This window comes from Arthrobacter sp. CJ23 (genome assembly GCF_024741795.1).
Lineage (GTDB): Bacteria > Actinomycetota > Actinomycetes > Actinomycetales > Micrococcaceae > Arthrobacter.
Genome location: NZ_CP102950.1, coordinates 4,315,636 through 4,341,752 on the forward strand (window position 1 = coordinate 4,315,636; position 26,117 = coordinate 4,341,752).

The following is a 26,117-nucleotide window of genomic DNA, read 5'->3' on the forward strand; positions in this document are numbered from 1 at the left end:
CCCGAACTCGCGGCTGTGGCCCGGACATGACGCTTGCAGGCGTCGAGCCCGGGCCACACCCGCGTTCCCGCCGAAGCTATGCCCGGAAGATCCTCTCGCGGCTCCGGTCGATTACCGGCTCCGGATCATTCCTGAACTCCCGGTGGCGGCGAGGGAAGGCCCAGAAACTGAAGTCCTTCGCATCCACGCGCGGCTCCGGGCGCTCCTCAGGTTCCCGTGAGGCATCTTTCCTGGTGTCCCGCCGGAAATCCTTGCTGTACGGGTAGCACATCACAGACCTCCTTCCAGCGACTGCCCCTTAATCCTCCTCCCGTTCCGGCGCGCAGTCGACCCTTTTCCTGCCACATCCGGCGTAACGCAACGGGGCGGCAACCTCCGGCGCGCCCGCTTCGCCTATGCTCGATTTCCAAAGGCATCAACGGCGATCCACCAAGGAGCAAGGCCATGAGCAACTGGCGCATCAGGGACTTCCACTCGTCCGACCTGGACGGCATCCTGCACCTGTGGGAATCACTCAAGGCGGACGGCGTCGAGCCCGTCTACGCACTGTCCGAGGTGCTCGCGTCCTGCGAGAAGGACCACGCCGTGGTGGCCGTGCAGGGCGAACAGGTGGTGGGCGCCGCCGTCGGACGCGCCGCGCACGACCAGGGCTGGATCGTCTTCCTTGCCACGCTCCCCGAGTTCCGCGGACGCGGCATCGGCACCTCGCTCCTGTCCGCCGTCGAGAACCGCATGGCGCCGCACGGCCTCAACAAGCTCTCCGCGCTCATGCCCGAATCCGAAACCAGGGTGGAAGCGTTCCTCGGCCGCGGCTTCGTGGTCAAGAAGAACCTGCGCTACTTCGAGCGCACCATCCCGGTGCAGCGCCAGGAGCTGGAGCCGCTGAGCCTGCTGGGCGGCAGGATCCTGGCCCGCGATCTCTGGGAGAACGTGGCCGGCATGCGCCGCGAAAAGGAACTCCTGGAACGCCGCCTGGTGCTGCCGCTCGCCGAGGCCGACCTCGCCGATGAATACGGCGTGGTGCCGCCGCGCGCCGTGGTCCTCTTCGGCCCTCCCGGCACCGGCAAGACCACCTTCGCCAAGGCGATCGCGTCCCGCCTGGAGTGGCCGTTCGTGGAGGTCTTCCCCTCCCGCCTGGCCGCCGATCCCAAGGGCCTGGCCGGCGCCCTGCGCGAAACCTTCCTGGAAATCGCCGAGCTGGAGCACTGCGTGGTGTTCATCGACGAGGTGGAGGAAATCGCCTCCCAGCGTGCCGGGGACCCGCCGTCGCCGCTGCAGGGCGTCACCAACGAACTCCTCAAGATCATCCCCGCCTTCCGCGAACAGCCCGGCCGGCTGCTGGTCTGCGCCACCAACTTCATCCGCGCCCTGGACACCGCGTTCCTGCGCCACGGCCGCTTCGACTACGTGATCCCCATCGGCCTGCCGGACACGCACGCCCGCGAGGCCATGTGGCAGCGCTTCATCCCGGCCGCCGTGGTGGACGACGTGGATGTGCAGCTCCTCGTGGACCGCACCCAGGGCTTCTCCCCCGCGGACATCGAGTACGCGGCCCGGAGCGCCTCCCAGCGGGCGCTCGAAAAAGCCGTGTACGACGACGGCGGTACCGGCGGCAGCAATGGTTCCGGCGGCGGCGCTGGCGGAGTGTCCGCCAACGGGCGCCGGGGGCCCGTCACCCAGGACTACCTCGACGCCATCGGCGATACCCGCACCACTGTCAGCGAGGAGGTCCACCAGGACTTCCTCGAGGACATCGAGGTGCTGGGCCGCGTGTAACGTCCTCCCCTGACTGCAACGCGGGGTCAGATACGGCCCATGTTCTGGTGCGGAACGGGCCGTATCTGACCCCGCGTTGCCACGCGGTACTGTTTTTCCATGTCCACGAATCCCCTACGGCATGCGCTGGCCCGCATGGGCGGCCGCGACCCCCACGAAAAGCACCGCACCGCTACCCCGCTGGAGCTGTTCTTCGACCTGACGTTTGTCATCGCTTTCGGAGTTGCCGGAAGCCAGTTCGCCCACGCAGTAGCCGAAGCGCATTTTGGCGCCGGGCTCCTGGGATTCTCGTTCGCCATGTTCGCGGTTATTTGGGCTTGGATCAACTTCACGTGGTTCGCAAGCGCCTACGACACTGACGACTGGGTGTTCAGGGTAGTCACGATGGTCCAGATGGTGGGCGTCCTCATATTGGCGATGGGCATCGAGCCGATGTTCCATTCCTTGATCGAGGGTGACCACGTGGACAACGTCGCCATCCTGCTCGGCTACATCGTGATGCGTGTGGCCTTGGTGTTCCAATGGCTACGGGCAGCTCGCCAGGACCCGCATCGCCGCGAGACCTGCCTCCGCTACGCCAAGTACCTTGCACTCGTACAAGTCGGTTGGATCGTCGTCCTGCTGATTGAGACCAACGTCCTCACTACGTTCCTGATGGCAGCTCCCCTCTTTGTCCTCGAAATGGCCACCCCCTATTTCGCGGAACGGAAGATCCGAACACCCTGGCACGCCCACCACATCGCCGAACGGTACGGGCTCCTCGCGATCATTGCCTTGGGTGAATGCTTGATTGGTGCCATCGAGACGCTGCGGGCAATCGTTGCCCTGCACGGCTGGACTTTGGATGCTGCCTTGGTCGGCTTGAGCGGGACGGGGCTGGCCTTTGCCATGTGGTGGATCTACTTCATCCTGCCGTCTGGTCCTGCGCTGCACCTGCAGAGGCACCGGTCGTGGGTCTTCGGCTACGGTCACATCCCCATCTTCGCTGCCATCGCGGCGACTGGCGCCGGGCTGCACGTTGCCGCGTACTTCATCGATCACGAGGCACACATCAGTGGAGCCGTCGCCGTCGCCTCGATCGCCATCCCGATTATTCTCTTCAAGGTTTCGCTCACCACCCTCTACAGCATCATGCTGCGCCCGGATCGCGAACTGCTCTGGACGTCGGCGCTGGTTGTGATTGCGCTGGCCGGAAGTGTGGTCATGGCGGCAGCCGGCGCGTCCGTGCCCCTGTGCATGCTGGAGATGATGGTGGTGCTGGGCCTCTCGATCGCGTTCGACGAGCGCCGAGGGCACAAGGGCCGTGCTGCGGCGCTTCGTCGACTGGAAGCTGCGGCGGGCTAGGCCCGACACGGAGCGGTACGTTCGTGCCGGTTTCGCTCGTCAAGCTCTTGATTCCTCGTGTTCGAGAGAGCAAAATGAGAGAACCGGCACGTTCGTGCCGGTTCTCTTGGCGGGATTGAGGCTCAAGTGACACCCGAAACCTTCTCCGCAGCACTGGGCGCCGAGGTCCGTGCCCGCCGCGGCTCGCTGAGCCTGAGCCAGTCCGAACTCGCGGACCTGGCCGGCGTCTCGGAGCGCTTTGTGCGCTTCGTGGAGCAGGGCAAGACCACCATCCAGCTCGAGCAGCTGCTCGCCGTCCTGGGCACCCTGGGCCTGGAGCTCACCGTGGCCACGGCGGCCCCCGCAAGCCAACGGCCATGACCTTCCACCGGATCGCGGACGTCTACAAGCAGGGAACCCTGGCCGCCAGGCTGGAGCGCCACGAGGGCGGCACCAAGTTCAGCTACCTGCCCCGGTACCTCGAATCCGGCGGAGCGGCGGTCGCCACCACGCTCCCCCTCAGCCCCGCTCCCGTCTTCACGCCCAGCGGCGCCGTGCCGCCCTACTTCACCGGGCTGCTCCCGGAGGGCCGGCGGCTGAACTCCCTGCGCCGGGCGGTCAAAGCCAGCGCCGACGACGAACTCGCCCTCCTCATGGCAGCCGGCGGCGACGCCGTGGGGGACGTCCAGACCCTCCCGCACGGCGAGCCGCCTGTGGAAGGAGGCGCCGCCGTCGTACTCGATCCGAAGCTGCCGCTGGACTTCGATGCCCTGCTGGGCAACTCAGGGCTCATCGACCCGGTGGCGCTGGCGGGCGTGCAGGACAAGTTGTCCGCCGGGATGATTTCACTGCCTGTGGCGCAGTCCGGCAAGCGCTTCATCCTCAAGCTCAACGCCCCCGAGTTCCCGTTCGTGGTGGAGAACGAGTTCCTCATGTTCCGCTATGCGCGCCGGCTGCGGATCCCGGTGAGCAACGTGGAGCTGGTGCACGACGTCGCGGGCCGGGCCGGGCTGCTGGTGGAGCGATTCGACCGCCTCACCGATGCCGACGGCGGAGCTTTGCGCCTCGCCGTGGAGGACGGCGCCCAGGTGCTGGGCCTGTACCCGGCGGACAAGTACAGCGTGCCGTTCGGGCAGGTCTGCGCCGCCCTGGCCGGCCACTGTTCCGCGCCGCTGCCGGCCTTGCGGAACCTGGCCATCCAGCTGGCCTTCGCCTGGCTCACGGGCAACGGCGATCTGCACGCCAAGAACGTCTCCATGGTGCAGTCGCCCGGCGGCGAGTTCACCATCGCCCCCGTCTATGACATCCCCTCCACCGTGGTCTACGGCGACAAGACCCTCGCGCTGGCCATCGGCGGCAAGAAGAACGGGATCTCGCGCAAGCACTTCCTTGGCTGGGCCGTGAAGCTGGGGCTGACTGAGCGCGCCGCGGAGCATTCCCTCGAGGCGGCCCTGAAGGCGAGCGCTCCGCTGATCACGGACCTCGACGCCGGCGCCTCGCCTTTCGGCGCGATGCAGAGCAAGGACTGGGTCAAGGAACTCAAGCACCGGCGCCGGCTGATGGAGGGCTAGGAGCGGAAGAGCCCGCTGTAGGCGTTGAGGGCGAGCTGGCCGCCCAGGTGAGCGTAGAGGACGTTGCTGCTTGCCGGAATGTCCCGGCTCTTCACCAGGTCGATGAGCCCGGCCAGGGACTTGCCCTCATACACGGGGTCGGTGATCATCGCTTCCAGCGAGGCGCCGAGGCGGATGGCCTCGAGGGTGGAGTCGACGGGAATCCCGTAGAGGTCGCCGGCCCAGCCCTCCATGAGGATGATTTCGTCGTCGCGCAGATCGCGGCCCAGGCCGATCAGTTCGGCGGTGTTCCGGGCGATGCGTTCCACCTGCGCACGCGTCTTCTCCAAGGTTGCCGAGGCATCGATGCCGATGACGCGGCGGGGCTTGTCCTGGCCGGCGAATCCGGCGATCATGCCGGCGTGCGTGGATCCCGTCACGGTGCAGACGATGATGGTGTCGAAGAAGACGCCGAGCTCCCGTTCCTGCTGCTCCACCTCGTAGGCCCAGTTCGCGAAGCCCAGGCCGCCGAGTTTGTGGTCCGAGGCGCCGGCCGGAATGGCATAGGGGGTGCCCCCGGCGGCCTTGACCTCATCGATGGCGTGTTCCCAGCTGCTGCGGATGCCGATGTCGAATCCGGCGCTGTCCAGGCGGACGTCCGCGCCCATGATGCGGGACAGCAGGATGTTCCCGACGCGGTCCGACAGCGGATCCGGCCAGTCAACCCAGTTTTCCTGGACCAGGCGGGCCTTCACGCCGATCTTCGCCGCCACGGCCGCCACCTGCCGCGTGTGGTTGGACTGGTAGCCGCCAATGGAGACCAGCGTGTCCGCTCCCTGCGCGATGGCGTCCGGCACCAGGTACTCCAGCTTGCGGGTCTTGTTCCCGCCGAAGGCAAGGCCGCTGTTGACGTCCTCGCGCTTGGCCCAGATCCGGGCGCCGCCAAGGTGCGCACTCAGCCGCGGCAAGGGGTGAATGGGGCTCGGGCCGAAGGTCAGGGGATAGCGCTCGAAATCTGTGATGGCCATGGGAATCCTTCGCTGGCGGGGTGCTGTGCTGCTGGCGGGTCATCGGCAAAGCCATCCGATGAAATCCAACATGCAATATATTGCACTCTTGCAGAGTGTTGCTGTCAAGGGCATGCTGACGTCCCCGTCGGAGCTGCGGGCGCCGGGCGCTGCGGAGCCCGGCACCGGGGCCGCGATATACGATATGTTGCATGCCCATTCCGTCGCTCCACGGCGTCCACAAGCGCTCACTGCTCAGGGACAACGTGTTCGCGTCGATCCGTGACGCGATCGTTGACGGCACCTTCGCGCCCGGCGAGCGGTTGAAGGACACCGAGCTTGAGACGTGGCTCGGGGTCAGCCGGACGCCGATCCGGGAGGCCCTGCTGCGGCTCGAACGCGCCGGCCTGGTCATCGCGCTGCCCGGAAAGGCAACCATCGTGGCGCCCTACGACGCCGCTTCCACCGTGAGTACCCAGCAGGTGGTGGCGGCCATGCATGAACTGGCCGCCCGGCTGGCAGTCCCCCAAGTCACCGAGGGCGACATTGGCAGCATGGCCGATGCCAATGTCCGTTTCGAGCAAGCCTTGGAGCGCCTCGATGTGGAGGCCGCCCTCCGCTCGGACGACGATTTCCATGCCGTGTTCGTCACCCGCAGCGGAAATTCTGCCCTACAGGAACTCCTGGAACAAACCACGCCCGTCCTCCGCCGGGTCGAGCGGATGCGCTTCGCGTCCTTCGCTGCCAGGGACTCGGTAGCGCAGCATGCGGAGATCATTAGGCTTACCCGGGCAGGCGACGCCGAGGGCGCCGCCAGGGCCTGCCGGGACAACTGGCTCTCGCTGCGCTTCACAGCCTCCCAATAACGGCTACTCCGGGGCGATGCGGTCCAGTTCGGGCAGCAGATACGGGTTGATGCGCTCCAGGATCAGCCGGACTTCCTCGTAGGGCACGGCTGGGTAGAGCACCTCGCGGGCCTCGGCGTAGCGCGTGACCGGAGGCTTGTCCGGCCACTTTTCGGCGAGCGCCCGCACACGCTCCGGGAGGGAGTTGTGCGCATTGTCAGCGATCTTGACCAGGGTGGCGTCGTGGTCCTCGGCGACGTAGAGGATGCCGGCGGCATAGTCGTCCGGGTCGTCGTGGAACCGCCGCGTCACGCGTTCGATGATGTCCACGGCGCGCTCGGTGACGCCCATGTCCAGCAGGGCCTGCCGGGTGATGGGGGTGTCCTCGGCGATGTCGTGGAGGTAGCCGGCGATCCGGATGTCGTCGTCGAAATCGGCCAGCGCATCCCCTACCGCCAGCACGTGCTCACGGTACGGCCGCTTCAGCTTGTCCTTCTGGCGGTTGTGCGCCACCTCGGCAAGGACCATGGCTGTTTCAACGGTGAATCTGGGTTCGCTCATGCTCCATCCTACTGAGGCAGGAGGGTGATCGCCTGCCGCACGGCCGAGCTCAGGAGGACGTTCCGGCAGCCGTTTCCGCCGGGTTCGGCCTGCTGCGGCACGTACCCGAAACCGAGGTCATACACCGGGTCGGCGAACCCCAGGGACGCGCTGGCGCCGTCGTGCCCGAACGCCCGGTAGCTGCCGTACGGCATCCTCGCGTGCGACTTCATGAACACGGTGCCGAAGGCGCTGGTCTCGCCGAACACGCGGTCGATCCCGAACACCTGCTCGGCCGCGACGGTCTGGATGGTCGCCTCGGTGAGGAGGGGCCCGACGGCGGTCAGGCCGCCGTCGGGGGCCAGCCCGGTGAGCGCGGCAGCGTAGATGCGGGCCATGCCCTCGGCGCTGGCGACGCCGGCGGCGGAGCTGAGCCCGGCGGCGCGGACCTCGCGGTCGTTGGGCAGGTCCAGGATGTCCCCGACGTGGGAATTGGCCGTGAGGCCCATGTGGCTGCTGGGATCCACCCAGGGCTCGGAGGGGTCCGCCGCCCAGCGGATGGGCTCGAAGCGGGGTTCCTCGGATTCCGGCAGGCCGAGGTAGAAGTGGGCGCCGGTGACGGAGCGGATCCGCTGCTCGAAGATGTCCTGCAGCGTGGTGCCGGCGATGCGCCGGCAGAGTTCCTCCATGAAGACGCCGATGGTGAGGGCGTGGTAGCCGAAGGCGCTTCCGGGCTTCCAGAGCGGCCGCAGGGCGGCCAGCTTGGCGGCGGCGAGCTCGGAATGGTTGTACTCCTCGAGCGTGAGCCCGCCCTCGACGCCGAGCAGCCCGGCCTGGTGCGAGAGCAGCTGCGCCACGGTGATGGTGGCCTTGCCCTCGGCTCCGAATTCCGGCCAGTACTTGGCCACCTCGGTGTCCAGGTCCAGCGCACCGTCCTGCACCAGGAGCGCCATGACCAGCCCGGCCATGCCCTTGGAACAGGAGAAGACGCCGGTGACGGAGTCCGGGCGGGTATGCGGGCCGCCGCTGAGGTCCAGGACCTTCACGCCGCGGTGGTAGGCGGCCAGCTGGGCCGAGTACTCGGGGTCCTCGTCCAGGAAGCTGCGGAACAGATCCGCGACGGATTCAAAGCCGGGGGCGATCGTCTGTACGTCCATCGGAACAGCCTACTGGGCGTCCGGGCGTGCCTTAAGTCAGCTCCTGCCACGCACACGGCCGGCGCCCTGCCAGACCCACGGTCCGCGCGGAATCCCGGCCGGGTCGAACACTGCGAGCGCGTTGTCGAGCGGCCCGGCGGGCAGTCCCAGCGACGCGAGGACGAGGTCCCGGACGGCCTCCGCAGACAGCCCGACGGCGGCAAGGTCCGCGAGCGTCACCGCACCGTCGCGCTTGGCCAGCCGCGCGCCGTCGTGGTTCACCACCAACGGCACGTGGGCGTATTCCGGCGCCGGCAGGCCCAGCAGGGAGGCGAGGTACGCCTGGCGCGGTGTGGAGGGCATGAGGTCGTCGCCGCGGACCACCTGGTCGATCCCCTGTGCGGCGTCGTCCACCACCACGGCCAGGTTGTAGGCGGTGACGCCGTCGTTGCGCCGGAGCACGAAGTCGTCCACCACGCCGGTGAAGCTTCCGTGCAACGTGTCCTGCACTGTCCATTCACTGGCATCGGACCGCAGCCGGACCGCGGCGGGGCGGGAGGCCCGGCGGATTTCGAGTTCGGCGGCGGAGAGCCGGCGGCACGTCCCGGGGTAGGCGCCCTGGGGCGCATGCGGGGCGGAGGGCGCGTCCTGGATCTCGCGGCGCGTGCAGAAACATTCGTACGTGAGGCCGGCCTCGGTGAGCCGGTCAATGGCGTCCGCGTAGAGCGCGGCGCGGTCCGTCTGTCGCACAACGGCGGCGTCCCACGTGACGCCGACGGCCTGCAGGTCGCGTAGCTGCACGGCCTCGGCGCCGGCCCGGGCGCGGTCCAGGTCCTCGACGCGCAGCAGGAAATCGCGGCCGGAAGACTTCGCGAATAGCCAGGCCAGCATGGCGGTGCGCAGATTGCCGACGTGCAGTTCGCCGGAGGGGCTCGGGGCGAAGCGGCCTGCGGACCTAAAGCGGGCTGCGGAAGTCATGGCTCCAGCCTATGCGGCGCCGGCGGGGCTGCCCGCGGGCAACGCAAGAGCCCCTCAGCTACCGCAACGTTCGGTGGCTCAGGGGCTCTTGGAGGGCGGCCCGGAGAACGGGCGGGTGCGGAATGACAGTGCGTGAACAAGAGTCAATCAGCGGCAGCTTCCTTGCGGGAAACCTGTCCAGGAAACCGGGTGGTGTGCCGGGGGCCTGTAGCCTGCAGGGTTCCGGCGGTAGCCTTGCCCTGCTTCGTTGCCACTATTTGAGCAGGAGACATACAGTAGGTGCAACAGAGATGAGCAATAGTGGTCATTCTGACTAATTCTCAAAGAATCACTGGACAGGAAGTGGTCACTTTGCAGGAACTCGACGCGACCGACCGTCGCATCCTCGCTGCCCTTGACGAGGACCCCAGGGTGCCCATCATGGTCCTGGCCGCGAAGCTGCACCTCGCGCGCGGCACCGTCCAGTCCCGCCTGGAGCGGATGACTGCGTCGGGGGCTTTGCGGCCGAACAGCAGCCGGGTGCTGCCCTCGGCGCTGGGCCGGGGCGTGGCGGCCGCCGTCAGCGCGGAGCTGGACCAGAGCCGCCTCAACGAGGCCATTGCCGCGCTGCGCGAAATCCCGGAGGTGCTGGAATGCCACGCCCCGGCCGGCGAAACCGACCTCATCATCCGCGTGGTGGCCACCAGCCCGGACGACCTCTACCGCGTCTCCGAGGAGATCCGCCTGTGCCCGGGGATCGTGCGGACCTCCACCAGCATGTTCCTGCGCGAGGTCATCCCCTACCGGACCACGGGGCTGCTGCAGGGCTGAGCCGCCCGCCCGCCAAGGTGGGCCGCCCGGGCCGCCGTCGTTATCCACATGGACAGTTCTGCCCATGCCCGGTTCTCCGCGCCCGCCCTAGGATGGGTGGAGGTTCTCATGAACCGGGACTCCAGGGGGATAGTGGCGGGCAACTTCTACGGCGCCGATGTGGCACAGCTGCGGCAGCTGGCCAAGGACATGGCCGGCGGCGCCGGCAAGCTGGACCAGCTCCGGCAAATGCTGGGCAGTGCCATCGCAGGCGCCCCCTGGCAAGGGAACGACGGCGAGCGCTTCCGGCACGAGTGGAACAGCTCGCACCTGCGGGCCATCCAAGGCGCCGCGGCCGGCATGCAGGCAGCGTCACATGCCCTCGTGAAGAATGCGGAGGAGCAGGACACAGCGAGCACCGCTGGAAGTGGTGCAGCTTCCGGGGGCGCGGGCTCGGGCAGTCCCGGCTCCGGCGGTCCAGGCGACAGTGCCGCCGCGCAGGAGCTCACGGACAGGCTGAACGGCATGACCGCGGACGAACGGCGCGAGTACCTGGGCAGCGAGGAGTTCAAACAGTGGGCGCTCCAGAACCCTGACGCCGCCAAGGCCGCCATGGACGCGGCCGCGGACTCGGGCCTGATCGAGAAGAGCTCGCCGGAGTACGCCGACTTCCTCAGCGACTACTGGAACCAGCAGGCCATGCGGGACATGGGCATCGATCCAACAACCTGGGACACGTCCAAGGGCACCGAGCACAACTGGGAAACCATCAAGAAGGTCTACGACTTCTACGGCCAGGCCTACTTGTCCAACCCGGACCTACAGTGGGCCGGCATGGCCAACATGATCGGCCCCTCCTTCGCCGGCGGCTTCAAGGACATGGCCATGATGCGCGATCTGGCTCAGCAGATCGCGGACAACCCGGCATCGGACATCCCGCTGCCCATCCTGGACCAGATCGAACAACTGGCCGGAATGACGGATGAGGAGATCCGCTTCTACGAAACCAGCATGCTGGACATGAACAAGGAGATCTTCCTGGACCAGGCCCGGCAGCACGAGGCGTACATGAACGGCGGCATCGAGGAGATCAACCGCCTGCGCGATTCCGGCGCTATCGACGTGCGAACCGCAGAATCCTGGGCCCAGATCGATTCCGGCGACCCCGCCCAGGTCAAGGAAGGCAACACCGCGTTGCTGTACCGGGAACAGAACGAGATCATCGCGGACGACTACGACGCCATGCGCGGCCACCCCGGCGGGGAGGCCGTGACGTACCTGGTGACCCTGGCCGGCGAACCCTCCATCCCGGGGGCCAAGAGCTACCCGGAAGTCTTTCCCTACACCTTCAGCGTGGAAAGCCCCGGTCCGGAGAACGTCCCCTTCACCAACTGGGACAACCCCACCCAGTTCCGCACCGACTTCACCACGGGCTTCCCGGACGGCAATATCTCCAACGCCGAGCAGCGCTGGGCGCTCATCAAGCAGGACACCCTGCCCGCCTACCAGAACCTCCTGGCCACGGACCCTGCACGCGCCCGGGAAATCATCGGCTCTGACTTCAACTACCGTGTGGAACAGTACAGGCCCACCAACAACATCCCGGGCATCATGGACCGCTTCCTGGACGGCTTCGACGCGGAGGTGCACCAGTGAGGACCCCGTCGTTGAGCGCGGCCGCCCACGGACGCCGCCTGGCCGCCGTCGCTGCCCTCGCCGGAAGCCTCGCGCTGGCCGGCTGCCAGGCCACGGCCCCCGCCACACCCGCCACACCAACTTCCAAAGGGAGCACAGTGAACACCTCCGACTTCTCCACCCTTGACGCCGCCGGCGTGGTTGAGATCCGCGCATCCAGGACCGCACGGTTGGACATGAGTTCGGGGTCGCTGAGGAAAGCCGACGTCGGGGTCACCGCCGGCAGCTATGGGCCCGAAATCAACACGAGGGACTCCGGAAAGATCACCCTCACCATTGTTGGCCCTAGCGGAGAGATCACAGCCGAGACGGACCGGATCCGCTTCAACACCACAGACAAGCGGACGGACTTCAGCGAGGTCACGTACTTCCTCACCGCGGATTCTCCGGAGGAGTTTTTTGGGCTGATCCGCGACGGCGTGGGGCGGTACGGAGTGGACGCCGACTCCGCCGAACGCTGGATCGCCTCGGCCAAAGGGGACCCCGGCTTCGCCAGTGACTTCTCCATCACGCCCGGCACTTCAACGGGCCTACGCGTGAACTATGACCTCCGGTACGACGGCGGCAAGGATACCCAGGTCATCATCGTCCACGTCCTGCCCGCGGGGTAGCTGCAACGCCGCCGCCCGACGTCAGCTACACCGGCGGGCCGGTGTTCGACTTCAGGTTCTTCATCACCAGGGTTGAGGTGAGGCGCTCGACGCCGGGAAGCGCCGCGAGCTCGTCGTCGTAGAAGCGCTGGTACGCGGGCAGGTCCGCGGCAATGACCTTGAGCAGGTAGTCCGGCGCGCCAAAAAGGCGCTGCGCCTCCACCACATTGAGCATGGCCGCCACCCGGGCCTCGAACGCAGCCAGGATGGCGCGGTCCACCTGGCGCAGCGTCACGAACACGATCGCTTCGAACCCGAGCCCGACGGCGGCGGGATCGATGTCTGCGCGGTACCCCCGGATCACCCCGGAGGTCTCGAGATCACGCAGCCGCCGGTGGCAGGGAGCCACCGTCAAACCCACCTTGCCGGCCAGCGCCGTGGCAGTCATCCGGCCGTCCTCTTTGAGGTAGCGCAAAATACTTCTGTCTATTCCATCAACCACGCAAGTATCTTACCCAAACCAGCGGATTCCGGGCTAAATCAGGGAACACTTATGGGGCATTTTTCCCTAGAGTTTTCTTGTCACCACTACCCGGGAGCCACCCTTGAATCCGCAGCTATTCCTCGCCTTCATGTTTGTCGCAGCCGCCCTGGCCTGCACCCCGGGCGTCGACTGGGCGTATTCGATTGCGGCCGGGCTGCGGCAGCGCAGCTTCGTGCCCGCCGTGGCCGGGCTGTGCAGCGGCTACGTGGTGCACACCCTTCTCATGGCCGCGGGGCTGGCAGCACTGCTCGCCGGCGTACCGGGGCTGCTCGGCTGGCTCACCCTGGCCGGCGCGGGTTACCTGCTCTGGCTGGGCGCGGCCACCATCCGCTCGTGGCGGGGCGCGAGCTTCAGTGCGGAAGGCGCCGTCGGGCAGCCCGCAAACCAGCTCCGCACCTTCTTCCAGGGCATGGGCACCAGCGGCATCAACCCCAAGGGCCTGCTGTTCTTCGTGGCGCTGGTGCCGCAGTTCGTCAGCCCCGAGGCGGCGCTGCCGGTCCCGGTGCAGTCGGGCCTCCTGGGGCTGACGTTCGTGCTGCTGGTGGCCGTGGTCTACACCGTGGTGGCCCTGGCCTCACGGAAGCTGCTGCAGTCCCGGCCTGCGGCGGCACGGGTGGTGACGTTGTCCAGCGGCATCATCATGGTGGGCCTGGGTGCCGTGCTGCTGGCGGAACAGCTCCTCCCGCACCTCCAGGCGTTCTCCCGCCCCTGGGGCGTTTCCTGACGCCTGAATCGACGGCGGTGCTGAGGGCCCCGGTAGGCTCGGATGATGATTGGACATGTAGACGAGCTCGTGGTGGATTGCGGGAACCCGGCCGCACTGGCAGAGTTCTGGTCCTCCATCCTCGGCGGCCATCCGGTGCACAGGAACCACGCGTGGTCCTACATCGACCCTCCGGGCTGGACGCGCCTGGCCTTCCAGAAAGTGCCTGAGGCCAAACAGGGGAAAAACCGGCTGCATATTGATGTGCACGTGGACGATGTGCCGCGTGCCGCTGCAGCGGCCGAGGCCCTCGGAGCGGTCCGGGTAGGCGCCATCCACGCGGACACTGTGGGCACGTTCCAGGTGCTCCAGGATCCGGAGGGCAACGAGTGGTGCGTCGTCCGCTCAGCCACGGAAGGCTGAGCGCGCCGGCGCCGCATGCGCGGCGCCGCACCTCGCACCTCGCGCGATTCGGAGGATTCAGCCGGCCAGCAGCTCGTCCAGCCGCTCGTAGCCCTCAATGACCCCCGAGTCCATGCCGCTGGCCACGGCCATGTCGCGCGCCTCCACGGTGGGGTAGACATCGTGGATGGAAATCCGCGTGCGGCCGCCGAGATCCTCGAAGGTGGTGGTGCCGATTCCCACCTGGCCGGGGGCGCCGGAGAACTCAAACGTCATGATCAGCAGCTTCTGCGGCTCCACGGCGTGGAAGACCCCGCTGAAGGTGAACTCGTACCCGTCGCTGCTGGCGCCGCCGAAACTCCAGCGGCCGCCCACCCTGGTGTCGTACTCGATGCCACTCACGGTGTCCCGGCGCGGACCCAGCCACTTGGCGAGGAGCTCTGGTTCAACGTGGGCCCGGTAGACGGCGTCCACCGGGGCGTCGAATTCGCGGATGGTCTCCACGAACGGGACGCCGGGCTCGGAGGTGATGGTTGTTGGATTGCTCATTGTTCTTCCTCTTTCTTCTCCTTGATGTTTTCGATGGTGTCCAGGAGGGCATCGAGGCGCCGGAAGCGGCTCTCCGCGATCAGCCGGTATTGGTCGATCCAGGCCGTCAGTTCCTCCAGCGCCGCGGCATCCAGGTGGACGGGCCGGCGCTGGGCGTCCCGTGAGCGGGTCACCAGGCCGGCGTGTTCGAGGACCTGGATGTGCTTGGAGACGGCCTGCTTGGTGATGGCGAAGGGCTCGGCAAGCTCGTTGACCGTGGCATCGCCCCGCGACAGCCTGGCCACGATGGCCCGGCGCACCGGGTCGGCCAGCGCCATGAAGGCTTTGTCGAGAGTGTCCTGGTCCACGGTCCTGCCTGGTTTCGTAATCAACTAGCTTCTTGATCAACCTATTGGTTGATTACGAGAATACGCCCCTGCGCCTGCCCGTGCAAGGGGTTTTCGAACGCGGATCCGAGAGAGCGTCCGCCAAAGGATCCTCAAAGGTGAGAGAGCGTCCGGAAGGGAGGGTGGGGCCGGCTGGCTGGCAGGCAGGCGTCAGTCGCCGCCCAGCTGCTTCCAGTCCTGTTCCCACAGCCGGCGCATCGCGGCGTCCTTGCGGATCACCTCGAGGGTCTCGAGCGCCGCCGGTTCCTGGCGCCGCGAGCGCGGGGTGAGCGTGCGGCGGCCCATGTCCACGGCCAGGAGGGCGCGGTCCGTGACGGCGTCGTTGCGCAGGGCCAGGCTGGTCTTGCGCCGCCGCAGGACCTCCCGGAGCGCGGCCTGCGCGTCGTCGTAGTACCCCAGCGCACGCAGCGAGCGCGCCCGGATGAGCAGCAGCGCGGCGGCGAGGTCGTCCGCGTTGAGCAGGCCCCCGGTCCAGGCGACCACGTCGGCATGCCGGCCCAGCGAGGCGGCCGCGGTGCAGCGTGCCAGGGCGGCGGGCAACGACGGCGGCAGCCCGGCGACGGAGTCCAGCGCGGCTTCCGCCTGGCCCAGCTCCCGCAGGCTGTGCGCGAGCGCCAGGAACACCGATTCCTCGCTGAAAAGCACCGGAACCTCGATCCGTTCGGCGACCTCCACCCGGGTGACCACCTGCCCAAGGTAGCTGGACGAGAACTGGCTCGCGGCGTCGTCGATCCTGGTGGTCAGGCCGCGGCGCAGCAGCTCGGAGGCGCGCAGGTACCCGCCGTGCTTGTACACGAGGAGGCCGGCCATGACGTGGCAGAGCCCCGACCAGCCCGGATACGCGCGGGCCAGCGTGATGAGGCGGTCCGGTGCGGTACTGGTGAAGACGGCGCTGTGCATTGCCTTGGCGGGCTGCCCCGCGAGCCGCTTGAGCCGCGGAACCTCACCCTCGACGCCGATCCTGCCCGGGTCGCGCCCGCCGAGCACACCGCTGATCACGCCTCCGACGCCGTCGGCGAGCCCCCGCACGGGAGTGCGGACGTGCCCCTCGCGGAACGGCGTCAGGTCGCGGGTGTCGTGGTAGACCGGCACCGCCGCGCCGCCGCCCAGGCCATCATTCATGCCCCCATGCTAGCCCCCGGCGCCGGGGTGCCCTTCCCCTGCTATCAGGCACGTTTCAGGAGTAAAATGTGCTCGTCGGCAAGGGTTCCTTGCGACTCCTTGCCGCCAGGCCGGTTCTCCAGCAGAAGAGCCGGCGTCCAGCGTGAAAAGGAGGACATATGACCACCGCTTCGCATCCGGCCCAGCATCACATGATGGGGTTGACGCTTCATAACGTCACGATGATCGTGGGCTGGGTATTTCTGGCGGTTGGCGTCCTGGGGTTCATTCCGGGAATCACCACCAACTACGGTGCCATGACGTTTGCGGGACATGAGTCCGGCGCCATGCTGCTTGGAGTCTTCCAAGTCTCCGTGCTCCACAACATCGTCCACCTCCTGTTCGGCGTTGCAGGCCTGGCAATGGCCAGGACCGGCAGGATGGCCCGCCTGTTCCTGATCGGCGGCGGCGCCGTGTACCTGGTCCTGTGGATCTACGGCCTCGTCATCGACATGGGCACGATGGCGAACTTCGTCCCGTTCAACACCGCGGACAACTGGCTGCACCTGGTCCTGGGCGTCGCCATGATCGGCGTGGGCCTCTGGCTCGGACGGGATGCCATGGAGGAGGCGAAGGGGCGGAAAATGTAGCGCCCCCTTGTCAGGGAAGACGACGACGGCGGACGCCCCCTTCGCGGGGACGGCCGCCGCGCCGTGTGCCGGGGCCCGTGTGCTGGGGCCTGGCCTTGGCTTGCCTCCTAGCCCAGCAGCCGGTGCTCGTAGGCGAAAGCCACCAGCTGCAGCCGGGTGCGGACACCAAGCTTGGTGAGCACGCTGCGCAGGTGGGTCTTGACCGTGGCCTCGGACACGAACAGGCTTTCCGCCATCTCGCCGTTGCCCAGGCCCTTGGCCGCCAGAAGGAAGATGTCCCGTTCGCGAGGCGAGAGAGCCTCGAGCACCGACAGGTCCGGCCCGGCCACCGGAACCGTCCTGGCCGCATGCTGGAAGAGCTCGTGCACGGAGCCGGGGGCAATCACCGAGTAGCCCGAGTAGACGGTGCGGATCGCGGCCAGCAGGAACTCCGGCTCGGCGCTCTTGAGCAGGTACCCGCTGGCACCGGCCTGGACGGCTTCCACCACGGCCTGGTCCCGGTTGAACGTGGTCAAGGCGATGATCCGGGGCTTGTCCACCCCAGCCGCGTCCGCTTCCTCGGCGATCTGCCGGGTGGCCGTGACGCCGTCCATCACCGGCATGCGCAGGTCCATCAGCATGACGTCGGGGCGGTCCTGGGCTGCCAGCGCCACCGCCTGCCCGCCGTCGTCGGCTTCCCAGGCCAGGGCCATGTCCGCCTGGCTCTGCACCAACATCCGTATGCCGGCCCGGAACAGCGGCTGGTCATCCACCAGCGCAACCGTGATGGGCGCTGCGGCTTCAGCCACGCCCGGCACCTTCCAGTTCATGGCCCGACGGCGGCGCCGCGGCAGTGAGCGCAGGCGCCGTTGGTGCCGCTTCGGTGAGTGCGGTGCCCTCAGCCACGTTGCCCGCCGGGCCTGCCCCCTTCTCCGCGGCTTCCTGTTCCGCGGCTTCCTCCGCCGATCGCGATGCCGCATGCGAACCGTAGGGAATGAACACCGTGACACGGAACTGCTCGCCGTCGGGGCCCGAGGTGAGCCAGCCGCCGGCCAGGTGCGCGCGTTCGCGCATGCCCGGGATGCCGCGCCCCACGCGTTCCGCCGCACCGCCGTCGTCCGATCCCCCAATTGAAGCGGACGACGGCAGCTCGGAGGCCACGTGCAGGGTCAGGCCCGGGCCGCTCCAGTCCAGATGCAGCCGTACCGCGGTGCCCCGGCCGCCGTGCTTGAGGGCGTTCGTGAGGCATTCCTGCACGATCCGGAAGACCGCCAGCTGCTGCCCCGCCCCGAGTTCCACCGGCGTGCCGCTCTCGCTGTGCTGGACCTTGAGGCTGCCCTGGCGCATCCGCTCAATGAGCGGCCCGACGTCGGTGAGCCGGGGCTGCGGGGCGACCAGTCCGTCGTCGCGCACTCCCTCGATGACGCGCTGCGCGTCCACCAGGGCATGGCGTGCGGACGCCGCGATGTTTTCGAGGGCGTCGAGCACGGCCTTGGGCTGGTCCTGGCTGAGATAGCGGGTGCCGTCTGCCTGGGCGGCGATGACGGCGAGCGAGTGGGCCAGGACGTCGTGGAGATCGCGGGCGATGCGGGTGCGTTCCTGTTCGACCACGAGCTCGATCTCGGTTTCCCTGAGGCTTGCCTGGGCAAGGTTGCGCGCCAGGGAAAGGCTCCCGCGTTCCTCGTAGAACCACAAGGCGATGCCGACGGATGCGCAGCCCGCGGCGATGAGCAGGAGGGTGGCGAACAGTTGCCAGCCGTAGTGCTGGAGGGCCAAGCGGTCTCCCGCGTAAAGCGGCAGGAACCAGCCGACACCGTAGGCGTATCTCCACGAGATCATCATGAAAGTCATGAAGGCGGCAAAGACCAGGTTCGCGCCGGAGGCAATGAGTCGCGTCCGGTTGCCGGCCGTCCACAAGATGAAGGCCAGCGCGATGAATGATCCGAGGTAGATCGCCCAATGGTTCGAGTACATGGGAGGTATCACGTAGAGCAGCTGGGCACCCAGAAGCACAGCCGTCAGGCCCAGCGAAATGTAGGGCTTCCATGCAGACGCGGCAATGGCCAAGGTCATGAGAACCAGGGGCCAGGTGCCGCTCCAGTACGGCAGCCCCGGCCCCATGCGCCCTGCCTCGGCGACACACCACAGCACGAAGAAAACGACGGCCGCCGCAGGGGCGCCCCATTACCGTACAAGTTTCAGTGTCTGTTCCATGTCAGCCACCCTATCCACGGGCACCGACACAACAGGGCCGATTCCGCCCGCCGGCGCCCGATCTCCACCCGGGAGCCAGCGGATTCATCCCTGGGGCTACGCGAGATGGCAGATCACGGCAGTCCGGACGCCCCGGCACTGCCGTTAGCTGCGATCCCGGCGGGGAAGGTCAGGCCCCCTGGATGATGCTGATCTGGACAGTGCCCGTATTGACGATGGTCTTGGCCAGGTAGCAGATGCGGCCGGAGTGCTCCACGGTCTGGGTCAGGATGAGCACCGGGCTTTTGGCGTCGAGGTCGAGCAGCTCTCCGCGTGCCACACCAGGCGTGCCGGCTGCAATGTCGGTCTCGCCGGGGCCGAAGGAAGGACCCACCGCCGCGATCAGATTTGCCAGGAGCGTGGACTCCTTGCGGATGTCCTCCGTGATGGCCTGGGCCGCCTCCGGCGCGCTGTCCATGAGCCTGCTCTTGCTCGCCACATGCTCCTGGACCAGCGCGATGGGGGCGCCGTCGCGCCTGATGATGCTCTCGAAGAACCAGGAGGGGTCTTCCTCCCGGATCCCCAGCGGCTCGGCGGTGAACACGGACGACGACGGGTGCAGGACATGGGTTGTGCGGCTCACCTGCACGTCGGTGCCGGCTTCGGCCAGGATCTCCTCCATGGGCCGGATCCGTTCAAGGCCCACCCTTGGCAGGCGCGTGGCAACGAACCGCCCGATGCCCCGGCGCGAGCGGACATAGCCGTCCTCCTCCAGAAGCATGAGCGCCTCGCGGACCACCGTCCGGCTGACCTTCATGGCAGAACCCAGGTCCGATTCGGAGGGCAGGATCGATGAGACCGGGAAGTGGCCGCCACGGATCGCGTTCATGATGCGCGAATAGACGGCCACGCGCAGCGGAATGTTGGCCGAGGTGTCCAGGGGTTCAGAGAGAACGGCTTCAGCGCTGATGTCCAAGAGGGTCCCTTCATCGATGTTTGAAGTTTACGTCATGGGTATTCCCAGCTTGTATAACAAGCATGTATGATCCACAGATAAGCCTTCTTGTGCTCTGCGCCACACCTGCATCGAGCCGCCCCCCGCACCCGTTCCCCTGAGGGAGTTTGCCCGTGACACACCAGCTCAGCCCTGTAGTCCCCACCCCAGCAGCCCTTCCCCGCCGCAAGGCGCCCCGCGTGGCCGCCCTGATCGCAACGCTCATCATTTCCATCCTGTCCTTCCAGCTCAACGCCAGCCTGTTCTCGGCCGCGCTTCCAGCCATCGCGGCACATTTCCAGGAGTCCACGGAGAACGTGGCCAAGGTCCAGTCCTTGTTCTTCCTGACGAGTGCCGTCCTGGGCATGGCCTTCTCCCGGTGGAGTGACTTCCTGGGCCGCCGCCGCACCCTGCTGATCGTCCTTGCCCTCATGCTGGGCGGCACGGTCCTGTGCCTGCTGGCCCCGAACCTGACGGTGCTGCTCATCGGCAGGGTCCTGCAAAGCGCCACCAGTGCCACCTTCACCATCTCCTTCCTGCTGTTGTCCGAACGCTTCAGCAAGCGGCTGTTCGGCATTTCCGTCGGCATCATCTCGGCCGTCAACGGCGGCATCGGCGGCCTGGACGGCTTCCTCGGCGGCTTCATCACGGACACCGTCGGCTGGCAGTTCCTCTTCGTCGTGGTCCTCGCAATGGGAGTGGCGGCACTCGTGTGCGTCGCCGTCGTCGTCCCCAAAGGCTCCGCCCGCGCCCGTGAAGGCCGCATGGACTGGTGGGGCGCCGCCGCGCTGGGCACGTTCCTGGTGCTCCTCAGCAACCTGATCGGACAGGCGTCCGCCGCCGGCTGGGCAGATGCCTGGACGCTCGGCTATCTCGCCGGAACCGTGGCGGCCGGCCTCGCGTTCGTGGCCGTGGAGAAGCGGACAAGCCACCCGCTGATCGCCATCGGGCAACTGCGGTCACGCCAGGTATGGCCCGTCCTGGCCAGCACCGTGCTGACGCTAGCCGGCATCTTCTCCGCCCTGAACTTCACGGTGATCCTGCTCAGCCAGGACGCCAAGGCCGGCTACGGACTCTCCGCCTCCATGTCCGCACTCCTGTACCTCACCCCGACGGCTTTCGTCGGCGTCATCGCGGCCGTCTTCTCCGGCTGGTTTGCGCAGCGCATCGGCTGGTTCACGGCCCTGCGCATCAGCAGCGGCCTGATCGTTGTAGCCGCGGTGGCCGTCGCCATCTTTGCCGCAGACCGCTGGATGGTGTTCGCGCTGCTGATCGTCATGGGCGTGCTGTACCTTGGCCAGTTCCAAAGCACGGTCAGCGGCATCGCCGTGCTGAATTCTCCAAAGTCCGCGCCTGGCTCCGTTCCCGGACTGAACGGGGCATGCTTCGGCATCGGCGCCAGCATCGGCATCGCCATGGTGGCCCCCGCCGTCGCCACCGGCACCATCGCCGGCTATCAGACGGCCCTCTGGATCTCCGCCGGCCTTGCCCTGGCCTCGTTCGGCGCCTCGCTGATCCTTCGCCCGGCACCCGGCGCCGCCGGACACGGAAGCAGCGAAGCCGCTGCGCCGGGCCGCGCCGCCGTCGCAAGCCACTAAGAACCCTCACCAACATCACAAGGAGCACCATGAACACCACAGAACCCCAGCCGTTCTACCTGGACTGCGACACCGGCATCGACGATTCCCTGGCGATCGCCTACCTGCTGTCCAGCCAGGAAGTGAACCTGGCGGGCATCGGAACCGTGAGCGGCAACGTCAGCGCACGCGCCGGCGCAACGAACACCCTGGACCTGCTCCGCGCCGCGGGGCGCTCCGGGATCCCGGTCGCCGTGGGCGCCCACGATCCCCTGCGCGGCCAGTTCGACGGCGGCGCACCGCACGTGCACGGCCACAACGGAATCGGCGGCACCATCTTGCCCGCATCGGACTGCGGCCCAGAGGCTGAAAGCGCAGCGGAGATGCTGGTCCGCCTCGCCCACGAACACCCCGGCACGCTGCGGGTCATCGCCGTCGGCCCCCTGACGAACCTGGCACTGGCCCTGGAACTGGATCCGGAGCTGCCCCGGCTGGTCCGCGACGTCACGGTCATGGGCGGGGCGGCCTTTGTGCCGGGCAACGTCAGCCCGGCCGCCGAGGCCAACATCATCAACGACCCCGAGGCCGCCGCCGCCGTGATGACGGCTGGCTGGCCCGTGACCCTGGTACCGCTTGACGTGACCATGAACCACCGTTTCGACGAAAGCCACCGCACGGCCTTGGCCGAGGCAGGCCACCCGGTATCCGACGCCTTGGCCGACATGCTGGTCCAGTACTTCGGCTTCTACCGCTCCATCTTCGGCGAGGCCTGCGCCGCCCTGCACGACCCCCTGGCAGCAGCCGTCGCCGTCGGCGGCCTGGAGCCCGACGACGCGCCGTTCGTGGAGATCTCGGTGGACACCAGCGACGGCCCTGGCCGCGGGAAGACCCATTGTGTGAGGATCGACGGCGGCGCCGCACCCGGCGAGCGCACCGCACCCGAGCGGGCGTCCCGCGTGGTGCTCTCCGTCAGGGACGACGCGGCGGCACACTTGCTGGAACGCATCCTGACCTTGCCCCTGCGGGGCGAAGCAGCGCCCCACGGCGCCGCCCTGAACGAAAGGATCCACTCGTGACCGCATTTGATGCAGCCTTGCCCAGCGGCGCCGGGGCCGAGGTCACCTCGGCCGACATTGAGCAGCTTCAGCGGGCCATCGCCCTGGCGTGGCTGGCGCGCGAGCGCGGCGACCACCCCTTCGGAGCCCTCTTGCTGGCCGCGGACGGGACGGTGGTTGAAGCCATGAACACCGTCAACACCGAGCACGACCCCACCGGGCACGCAGAAACCAACCTGGTCCGCCTGAGCGCGAAGCAGCTGGATGCCGAGGCCTTGGCCGGGAGCACGCTCTACACGAGCACCGAACCGTGCGCCATGTGCACGGGTGCCATCTACTGGGCAGGCATCGGCCGCGTAGTCTACGCGCTGCCCGAACAGGACCTCGCGGCGATCGTCACCGAACAGTCCGGCGTGCCCACCATGGACCTTCCCTGCCGCGAGGTGTTCGCCCGTGGCGGCCGACCCGTCGCCGTGGCGGGTCCCGCAGCCCTGCCCGAGGCCGCCGAGGTCCACGCGGGATTCTGGCTGTGAGAGCAACGGGCGGGCACCCTGAACCCGCAGCAAGCGAAGGACCTGGCATGCCCGCATCGCCCACACTCACCGTGCTCGGCAGCCTCAACGTCGACCTCACATCGCGCGTCCACCGGCTTCCCTCGCCGGGGGAAACCATCGGCGGAGGCACTCTCACCCGCCAGCCCGGCGGCAAGGGAGGCAACCAGGCGGCAGCGGCAGCCCGGCTGGCCGGCGCCGCCCGCATGGTGGGCGCAGTAGGAGACGACACGGACGGCCGGAGCCTCACCCAGGCCCTGGCCATGGCCGGGGTGAACACGGATGCTGTCCGGCAGGTGCCCGGTCCGAGCGGAACGGCCCTGATCGTGATCGACAGCGAGGGCGAGAACCAGATTGCCGTCTGCCCGGGCGCCAACGCGCACGTGGACCTGGAGGGCGCGGACTTCTCCGATGGCGGCACTGTGCTCGCCCAACTGGAGATCGACGTCGGGATCGTCCTGGAAGCCGCGCGCCGCACTACAGGCTTCTTCGCCCTCAATGCCGCGCCCGCCCAGGAACTTCCCGCGGAGCTTCTGGAACGGTGCGATCTGGTGATCGTGAACGAGAGCGAGTACGGACTGATCCCCCAACTCGGGAACGCCAAGCGGGTCGCGGTGACCTACGGCGCCGGCGGGGCCTCCATGTTCGCGCACGGAGTCAAGACGGCCCATGCCCCCGCACGGAAGGCCCGAGTGGTCAACAGCGTTGGTGCCGGCGACGCCTTCTGCGCAGCGCTGGTCCTGGCCCTGGCCTCGGGGCTGGATGAGCAAAGCAGCCTTGCCACGGCCTGTGCGGTGGGGGCGGACGCCGTGGCGAGTGAACTGTCCCAGCCGGAGTTCGGGCGCCTGGAAAGCTACAGCGGCGGACTCTGACGAGCAGTGGTCCAGCAGGAGGAGCAAGCTGGGCGCTAGGTGGAAGCAACGCGAGGTCACTTACGGCCCATTAACGCCCTCCGGATGGGCCGCAAGTGACCCCGCGTTGCTGTTAAACACAGAACGACGGCGACGCTCCCCAGCACGGGAGGCGTCGCCGTCGTCGGCTTATGCGCTGGCTACTCGGCCGCGGCGGCGGCAACAGCCGCGGTCACGGCCGGGGCCACGCGTGCGTCCAGCGGGCTGGGCACGATGTAGTCGGCAGCGAGGTCTTCCTCGGCCAGCGCGGCGATGGCCCGGGCTGCGGCGAGCTTCATGGCCGGGGTGATGCGGCGCGCGCCGGCGTCGAGGGCGCCGCGGAAGATGCCCGGGAACGCCAGGACGTTGTTGATCTGGTTCGGGAAGTCGCTGCGGCCGGTGGCGACAACGGCTGCGTACTTCTGGGCAACCTCGGGCAGGACTTCCGGGTCCGGGTTGGACAGCGCGAACACGATGGCGTCCTGGTTCATGAGCTTCAGGTGGTCCTCGGCCAGCTTGGAGGAGGAGACGCCCACGAACACGTCGGCGCCGAGGAGCGCTTCGCCCGGGCCGCCGGAGATGTTGCGCGGGTTGCTGCGCTGGGCCATCTGGGCCTTCTTGCTGGCGGGATCGGCGGCGATGTCGGCACGACCGGCGTTGATGGCGCCCTTGGAGTCGAGCAGGACGACGTCCTTGACGCCGGCGGTCAGCAGGATCTCGGCGACGGCGATGCCGGCTGCTCCGGCGCCGGAAACGACCACCTTCAGGCCTTCAAGCTCGCGCTGGGTCACCTTGGCGGCGTTCGTCAGGGCCGCGAGGACCACGACGGCGGTGCCGTGCTGGTCGTCGTGCATGACCGGGCAGTCGAGGGCTTCGATGAGGCGCTCTTCGAGTTCGAAGCAGCGCGGGGCCGAGATGTCTTCCAGGTTCACGGCGCCGAAGCTGGGGCGCAGGCGGACCAGGGTCTCGATGATTTCGTCCACGTTGGTGGTGTTGAGCACCAACGGGATGGAGTCCAGATCGCCGAAGGCCTTGAACAGGGCGGACTTGCCCTCCATGACGGGCAGGGAGGCGCTGGGGCCGATGTCGCCCAGGCCCAGGACGGCGGTGCCGTCACTGACGACCACCACCAGGCGCTCGGCCCAGGTGTGGGTGCGGGCGAGCCCGGGGTTCGCGTGGATGGCGCGGCTGACCTGGGCAACGCCCGGGGTATACGCAATGGAGAGGTCGCGCTTGTTGTTCAGCGGAACGGTGCTGGAAATCGTCAGCTTGCCGCCCACGTGGGCGTCGAAGATTTCCTCGTCGCTCAGGACAAGGGCGGATTCGGTTTCGGCGGGGGTTGTCTCAATGGACACGTCTTTGTCTCCTCAGGCTAGCCGTGGACCCACGGCATCAATACGGCAAGAACAGGAATCCGCCGATGGCCAAGGGTGGCTGGCCGGTTCGGTGGATCGCCTGCGGGAATGGGCTGCTAGCCGCTTCGGTTTCGCCATCGTAGGCAGCCGCAGCACACAGACTGATTCCATACAAAGCAAGACGATTCGAGAGTTAAACGTTTATCCTCATTTAAATCTTATTTAAAAGGGCCAAAAAAGCCGACTTTTGACCCGGGTGGTCTAGACCGGTTACGGAGAAGTTCAGGGGCCGGCGAGCAGGCCGCAGGCCTGCTTGAGATCCTTTTCGGCCTCGAACAGCGACAACCGGCGGCAGCGGACGGACTGGACCAGACCACTGACCAGATGCAGCAGGATCCGGGCCTTCCCGGCGTCGTCCGTTGCGGCCGTGACCACCTCTTCCGCAAGACCATCAATTTCCCGCAGCAGCGCCGCGGTGTCCCCGTCCTTGCTGGTGGAGGGGCGGATCAGGCAGTACTCCACGCCCGGCTGCATGACGCGCAGGTGGAAGATCTCCATGACGAGGCTGCTCAGCACATGCTGGCGGCCGCGAGCAGGACCCGGCCTGGCGCCGTCCCGGAGCTCGCGCAGTTGCTGCCGGTAGACGGCCAGCATGAGGTGGGTTGGGGAGGGGAAGTAGCGGTAAAGGGTGCCGAGCGGGACATCGGCCTTCGCGGCGACGTCTGACAGGCTGAGCGTGTCGAAGCGGCGCTGCGCAAACCCTGCCGCGGTCTTCAGGATCCGGGCGTAGCGCAGCTGCTGGCGCGGGGTGGTGGGGGCCGCGGCCATGTGCGGCAACCCAGCGGCCAGATCCAGGGAATACGGTTCCAGGGAATACGATTCGGACATTTCCGGCGATCTCTTGGGAGGGCTTGCAGGGAAGCGGCCTGCCGGGTTCCCCATGACCACGCAGCCAGCCG

Annotated in this window: 28 protein-coding genes; 15 read left to right on the plus strand and 13 right to left on the minus strand. The window is 67.8% G+C overall.

Features of this window, described 5'->3' with window-relative positions; translation table 11 throughout:
- Positions 1–444 precede the first annotated feature (444 nt).
- The 4 genes from NVV90_RS19490 (at position 445) to NVV90_RS19505 (ending at position 4,670) form a co-directional block, all read left to right on the plus strand.
- Positions 445–1,776 carry an ATP-binding protein gene (locus NVV90_RS19490; RefSeq protein ID WP_258438881.1) on the plus strand — a complete coding sequence of 444 codons (1,332 nt, stop codon included), beginning with the start codon at positions 445–447 and terminating at the stop codon, positions 1,774–1,776.
- 99 nt (positions 1,777–1,875) lie between these two features.
- Positions 1,876–3,120 carry a low temperature requirement protein A gene (locus tag NVV90_RS19495; RefSeq protein WP_258438882.1) on the plus strand — a complete coding sequence of 415 codons (1,245 nt, stop codon included), beginning with the start codon at positions 1,876–1,878 and terminating at the stop codon, positions 3,118–3,120.
- 126 nt (positions 3,121–3,246) lie between these two features.
- Positions 3,247–3,480 carry a helix-turn-helix transcriptional regulator gene (locus NVV90_RS19500; RefSeq protein ID WP_258438883.1) on the plus strand — a complete coding sequence of 78 codons (234 nt, stop codon included), beginning with the start codon at positions 3,247–3,249 and terminating at the stop codon, positions 3,478–3,480.
- Positions 3,477–4,670: a type II toxin-antitoxin system HipA family toxin gene (locus tag NVV90_RS19505; protein WP_258438884.1), complete on the plus strand. Its 1,194-nt coding sequence runs from the start codon at positions 3,477–3,479 to the stop codon at positions 4,668–4,670. Before NVV90_RS19500 ends, NVV90_RS19505 begins: the two co-directional genes overlap by 4 nt.
- Here NVV90_RS19505 and NVV90_RS19510 read toward each other — a convergent pair.
- Positions 4,667–5,677 carry a 1-aminocyclopropane-1-carboxylate deaminase gene (locus tag NVV90_RS19510; protein WP_258438885.1) on the minus strand — a complete coding sequence of 337 codons (1,011 nt, stop codon included), beginning with the start codon at positions 5,675–5,677 and terminating at the stop codon, positions 4,667–4,669. The genes NVV90_RS19505 and NVV90_RS19510 overlap by 4 nt on opposite strands.
- Before the next feature lie 191 nt (positions 5,678–5,868).
- On the opposite strand from NVV90_RS19510, the gene NVV90_RS19515 reads away from it, so the two are divergent.
- A complete protein-coding gene (locus NVV90_RS19515; protein WP_258438886.1) occupies positions 5,869–6,522 on the plus strand; it encodes a GntR family transcriptional regulator in 654 nt (217 codons plus the stop codon).
- A 3-nt stretch (positions 6,523–6,525) separates the two neighbouring features.
- Here the strand turns inward: NVV90_RS19515 and NVV90_RS19520 are convergent, their stop codons facing one another.
- Genes NVV90_RS19520 through gluQRS form a run of 3 tightly spaced genes read right to left on the minus strand, consistent with a single transcriptional unit; the run spans position 6,526 to position 9,155 of the window.
- On the minus strand, positions 6,526–7,062 hold the full coding sequence (locus tag NVV90_RS19520) for an HD domain-containing protein (RefSeq protein ID WP_258438887.1): 537 nt from the start codon (positions 7,060–7,062) through the stop codon (positions 6,526–6,528).
- An 8-nt stretch (positions 7,063–7,070) separates the two neighbouring features.
- Complete coding sequence (locus tag NVV90_RS19525; protein ID WP_258438888.1) at positions 7,071–8,198, minus strand: serine hydrolase domain-containing protein; 1,128 nt, start codon at positions 8,196–8,198, stop codon at positions 7,071–7,073.
- Positions 8,199–8,234: 36 nt separating this feature from the next.
- Positions 8,235–9,155, minus strand: a complete 921-nt coding sequence (gluQRS, locus tag NVV90_RS19530) for a tRNA glutamyl-Q(34) synthetase GluQRS (protein ID WP_258438889.1) — start codon at positions 9,153–9,155, stop codon at positions 8,235–8,237.
- 351 nt (positions 9,156–9,506) lie between these two features.
- Here gluQRS and NVV90_RS19535 point away from each other — a divergent pair, with 351 nt between their 5' ends.
- From NVV90_RS19535 to NVV90_RS19545, 3 genes are all read left to right on the plus strand, one after another.
- Positions 9,507–9,965, plus strand: a complete 459-nt coding sequence (locus NVV90_RS19535) for an Lrp/AsnC family transcriptional regulator (RefSeq protein WP_258441242.1) — start codon at positions 9,507–9,509, stop codon at positions 9,963–9,965.
- A 108-nt stretch (positions 9,966–10,073) separates the two neighbouring features.
- Complete coding sequence (locus tag NVV90_RS19540; protein ID WP_396125324.1) at positions 10,074–11,600, plus strand: WXG100 family type VII secretion target; 1,527 nt, start codon at positions 10,074–10,076, stop codon at positions 11,598–11,600.
- Entirely contained in the window at positions 11,597–12,250 is a 654-nt protein-coding gene (locus tag NVV90_RS19545; protein WP_258438890.1) for a hypothetical protein, read from the plus strand. The genes NVV90_RS19540 and NVV90_RS19545 overlap by 4 nt, the downstream gene beginning before the upstream one ends.
- Positions 12,251–12,275: 25 nt before the next feature.
- Here the strand turns inward: NVV90_RS19545 and NVV90_RS19550 are convergent, their stop codons facing one another.
- Entirely contained in the window at positions 12,276–12,731 is a 456-nt protein-coding gene (locus NVV90_RS19550; protein WP_258438891.1) for an Lrp/AsnC family transcriptional regulator, read from the minus strand.
- 103 nt (positions 12,732–12,834) lie between these two features.
- Here NVV90_RS19550 and NVV90_RS19555 point away from each other — a divergent pair, with 103 nt between their 5' ends.
- Together NVV90_RS19555 and NVV90_RS19560 are read left to right on the plus strand one after the other, a co-directional pair.
- Positions 12,835–13,497, plus strand: coding sequence for a LysE family translocator (locus NVV90_RS19555; protein WP_258438892.1), 663 nt, complete (start codon positions 12,835–12,837; stop codon positions 13,495–13,497).
- Between the two features lie 42 nt (positions 13,498–13,539).
- A complete protein-coding gene (locus NVV90_RS19560; protein WP_258438893.1) occupies positions 13,540–13,899 on the plus strand; it encodes a VOC family protein in 360 nt (119 codons plus the stop codon).
- 57 nt (positions 13,900–13,956) lie between these two features.
- On the opposite strand, the gene NVV90_RS19565 is transcribed toward NVV90_RS19560, so the two are convergent.
- From NVV90_RS19565 to NVV90_RS19575, 3 genes are all read right to left on the minus strand, one after another.
- On the minus strand, positions 13,957–14,427 hold the full coding sequence (locus NVV90_RS19565) for an SRPBCC family protein (RefSeq protein WP_258438894.1): 471 nt from the start codon (positions 14,425–14,427) through the stop codon (positions 13,957–13,959).
- Positions 14,424–14,744, minus strand: coding sequence for a helix-turn-helix transcriptional regulator (locus NVV90_RS19570; protein ID WP_258441244.1), 321 nt, complete (start codon positions 14,742–14,744; stop codon positions 14,424–14,426). Before NVV90_RS19570 ends, NVV90_RS19565 begins: the two co-directional genes overlap by 4 nt.
- Before the next feature lie 219 nt (positions 14,745–14,963).
- Entirely contained in the window at positions 14,964–15,935 is a 972-nt protein-coding gene (locus tag NVV90_RS19575) for a hypothetical protein (protein ID WP_258438895.1), read from the minus strand.
- A gap of 158 nt (positions 15,936–16,093) precedes the next feature.
- On the opposite strand from NVV90_RS19575, the gene NVV90_RS19580 reads away from it, so the two are divergent.
- Entirely contained in the window at positions 16,094–16,564 is a 471-nt protein-coding gene (locus tag NVV90_RS19580) for a DUF4383 domain-containing protein (protein WP_258438896.1), read from the plus strand.
- Between the two features lie 107 nt (positions 16,565–16,671).
- Here NVV90_RS19580 and NVV90_RS19585 read toward each other — a convergent pair whose 3' ends face one another.
- The 3 genes from NVV90_RS19585 to NVV90_RS19595 all read right to left on the minus strand — a co-directional run bounded on the left by NVV90_RS19585 (position 16,672) and on the right by NVV90_RS19595 (position 19,712).
- A complete protein-coding gene (locus NVV90_RS19585) occupies positions 16,672–17,373 on the minus strand; it encodes a response regulator (protein ID WP_396125325.1) in 702 nt (233 codons plus the stop codon).
- On the minus strand, positions 17,345–18,664 hold the full coding sequence (locus NVV90_RS19590) for a sensor histidine kinase (RefSeq protein WP_258438898.1): 1,320 nt from the start codon (positions 18,662–18,664) through the stop codon (positions 17,345–17,347). Before NVV90_RS19590 ends, NVV90_RS19585 begins: the two co-directional genes overlap by 29 nt.
- 262 nt (positions 18,665–18,926) lie before the next feature.
- Positions 18,927–19,712, minus strand: a complete 786-nt coding sequence (locus NVV90_RS19595; protein ID WP_258438899.1) for a GntR family transcriptional regulator — start codon at positions 19,710–19,712, stop codon at positions 18,927–18,929.
- Positions 19,713–19,864: 152 nt separating this feature from the next.
- Here NVV90_RS19595 and NVV90_RS19600 point away from each other — a divergent pair, with 152 nt between their 5' ends.
- From NVV90_RS19600 to NVV90_RS19615, 4 genes are read left to right on the plus strand one after another with little or no spacing between them, the layout of a single operon-like run.
- Complete coding sequence (locus NVV90_RS19600) at positions 19,865–21,328, plus strand: MFS transporter (protein ID WP_258438900.1); 1,464 nt, start codon at positions 19,865–19,867, stop codon at positions 21,326–21,328.
- 29 nt (positions 21,329–21,357) lie between these two features.
- Entirely contained in the window at positions 21,358–22,383 is a 1,026-nt protein-coding gene (locus NVV90_RS19605; protein WP_258438901.1) for a nucleoside hydrolase, read from the plus strand.
- Positions 22,380–22,895, plus strand: coding sequence for a nucleoside deaminase (locus NVV90_RS19610; protein WP_258438902.1), 516 nt, complete (start codon positions 22,380–22,382; stop codon positions 22,893–22,895). Before NVV90_RS19605 ends, NVV90_RS19610 begins: the two co-directional genes overlap by 4 nt.
- Positions 22,896–22,942: 47 nt before the next feature.
- Positions 22,943–23,785: a ribokinase gene (locus tag NVV90_RS19615; RefSeq protein WP_258438903.1), complete on the plus strand. Its 843-nt coding sequence runs from the start codon at positions 22,943–22,945 to the stop codon at positions 23,783–23,785.
- A gap of 179 nt (positions 23,786–23,964) precedes the next feature.
- Here the strand turns inward: NVV90_RS19615 and NVV90_RS19620 are convergent, their stop codons facing one another.
- Together NVV90_RS19620 and NVV90_RS19625 are read right to left on the minus strand one after the other, a co-directional pair.
- Positions 23,965–25,158, minus strand: a complete 1,194-nt coding sequence (locus tag NVV90_RS19620; protein ID WP_258438904.1) for an NADP-dependent malic enzyme — start codon at positions 25,156–25,158, stop codon at positions 23,965–23,967.
- 282 nt (positions 25,159–25,440) lie between these two features.
- Positions 25,441–26,046, minus strand: coding sequence for a TetR/AcrR family transcriptional regulator (locus NVV90_RS19625; RefSeq protein ID WP_258438905.1), 606 nt, complete (start codon positions 26,044–26,046; stop codon positions 25,441–25,443).
- Positions 26,047–26,117 lie beyond the last annotated feature (71 nt).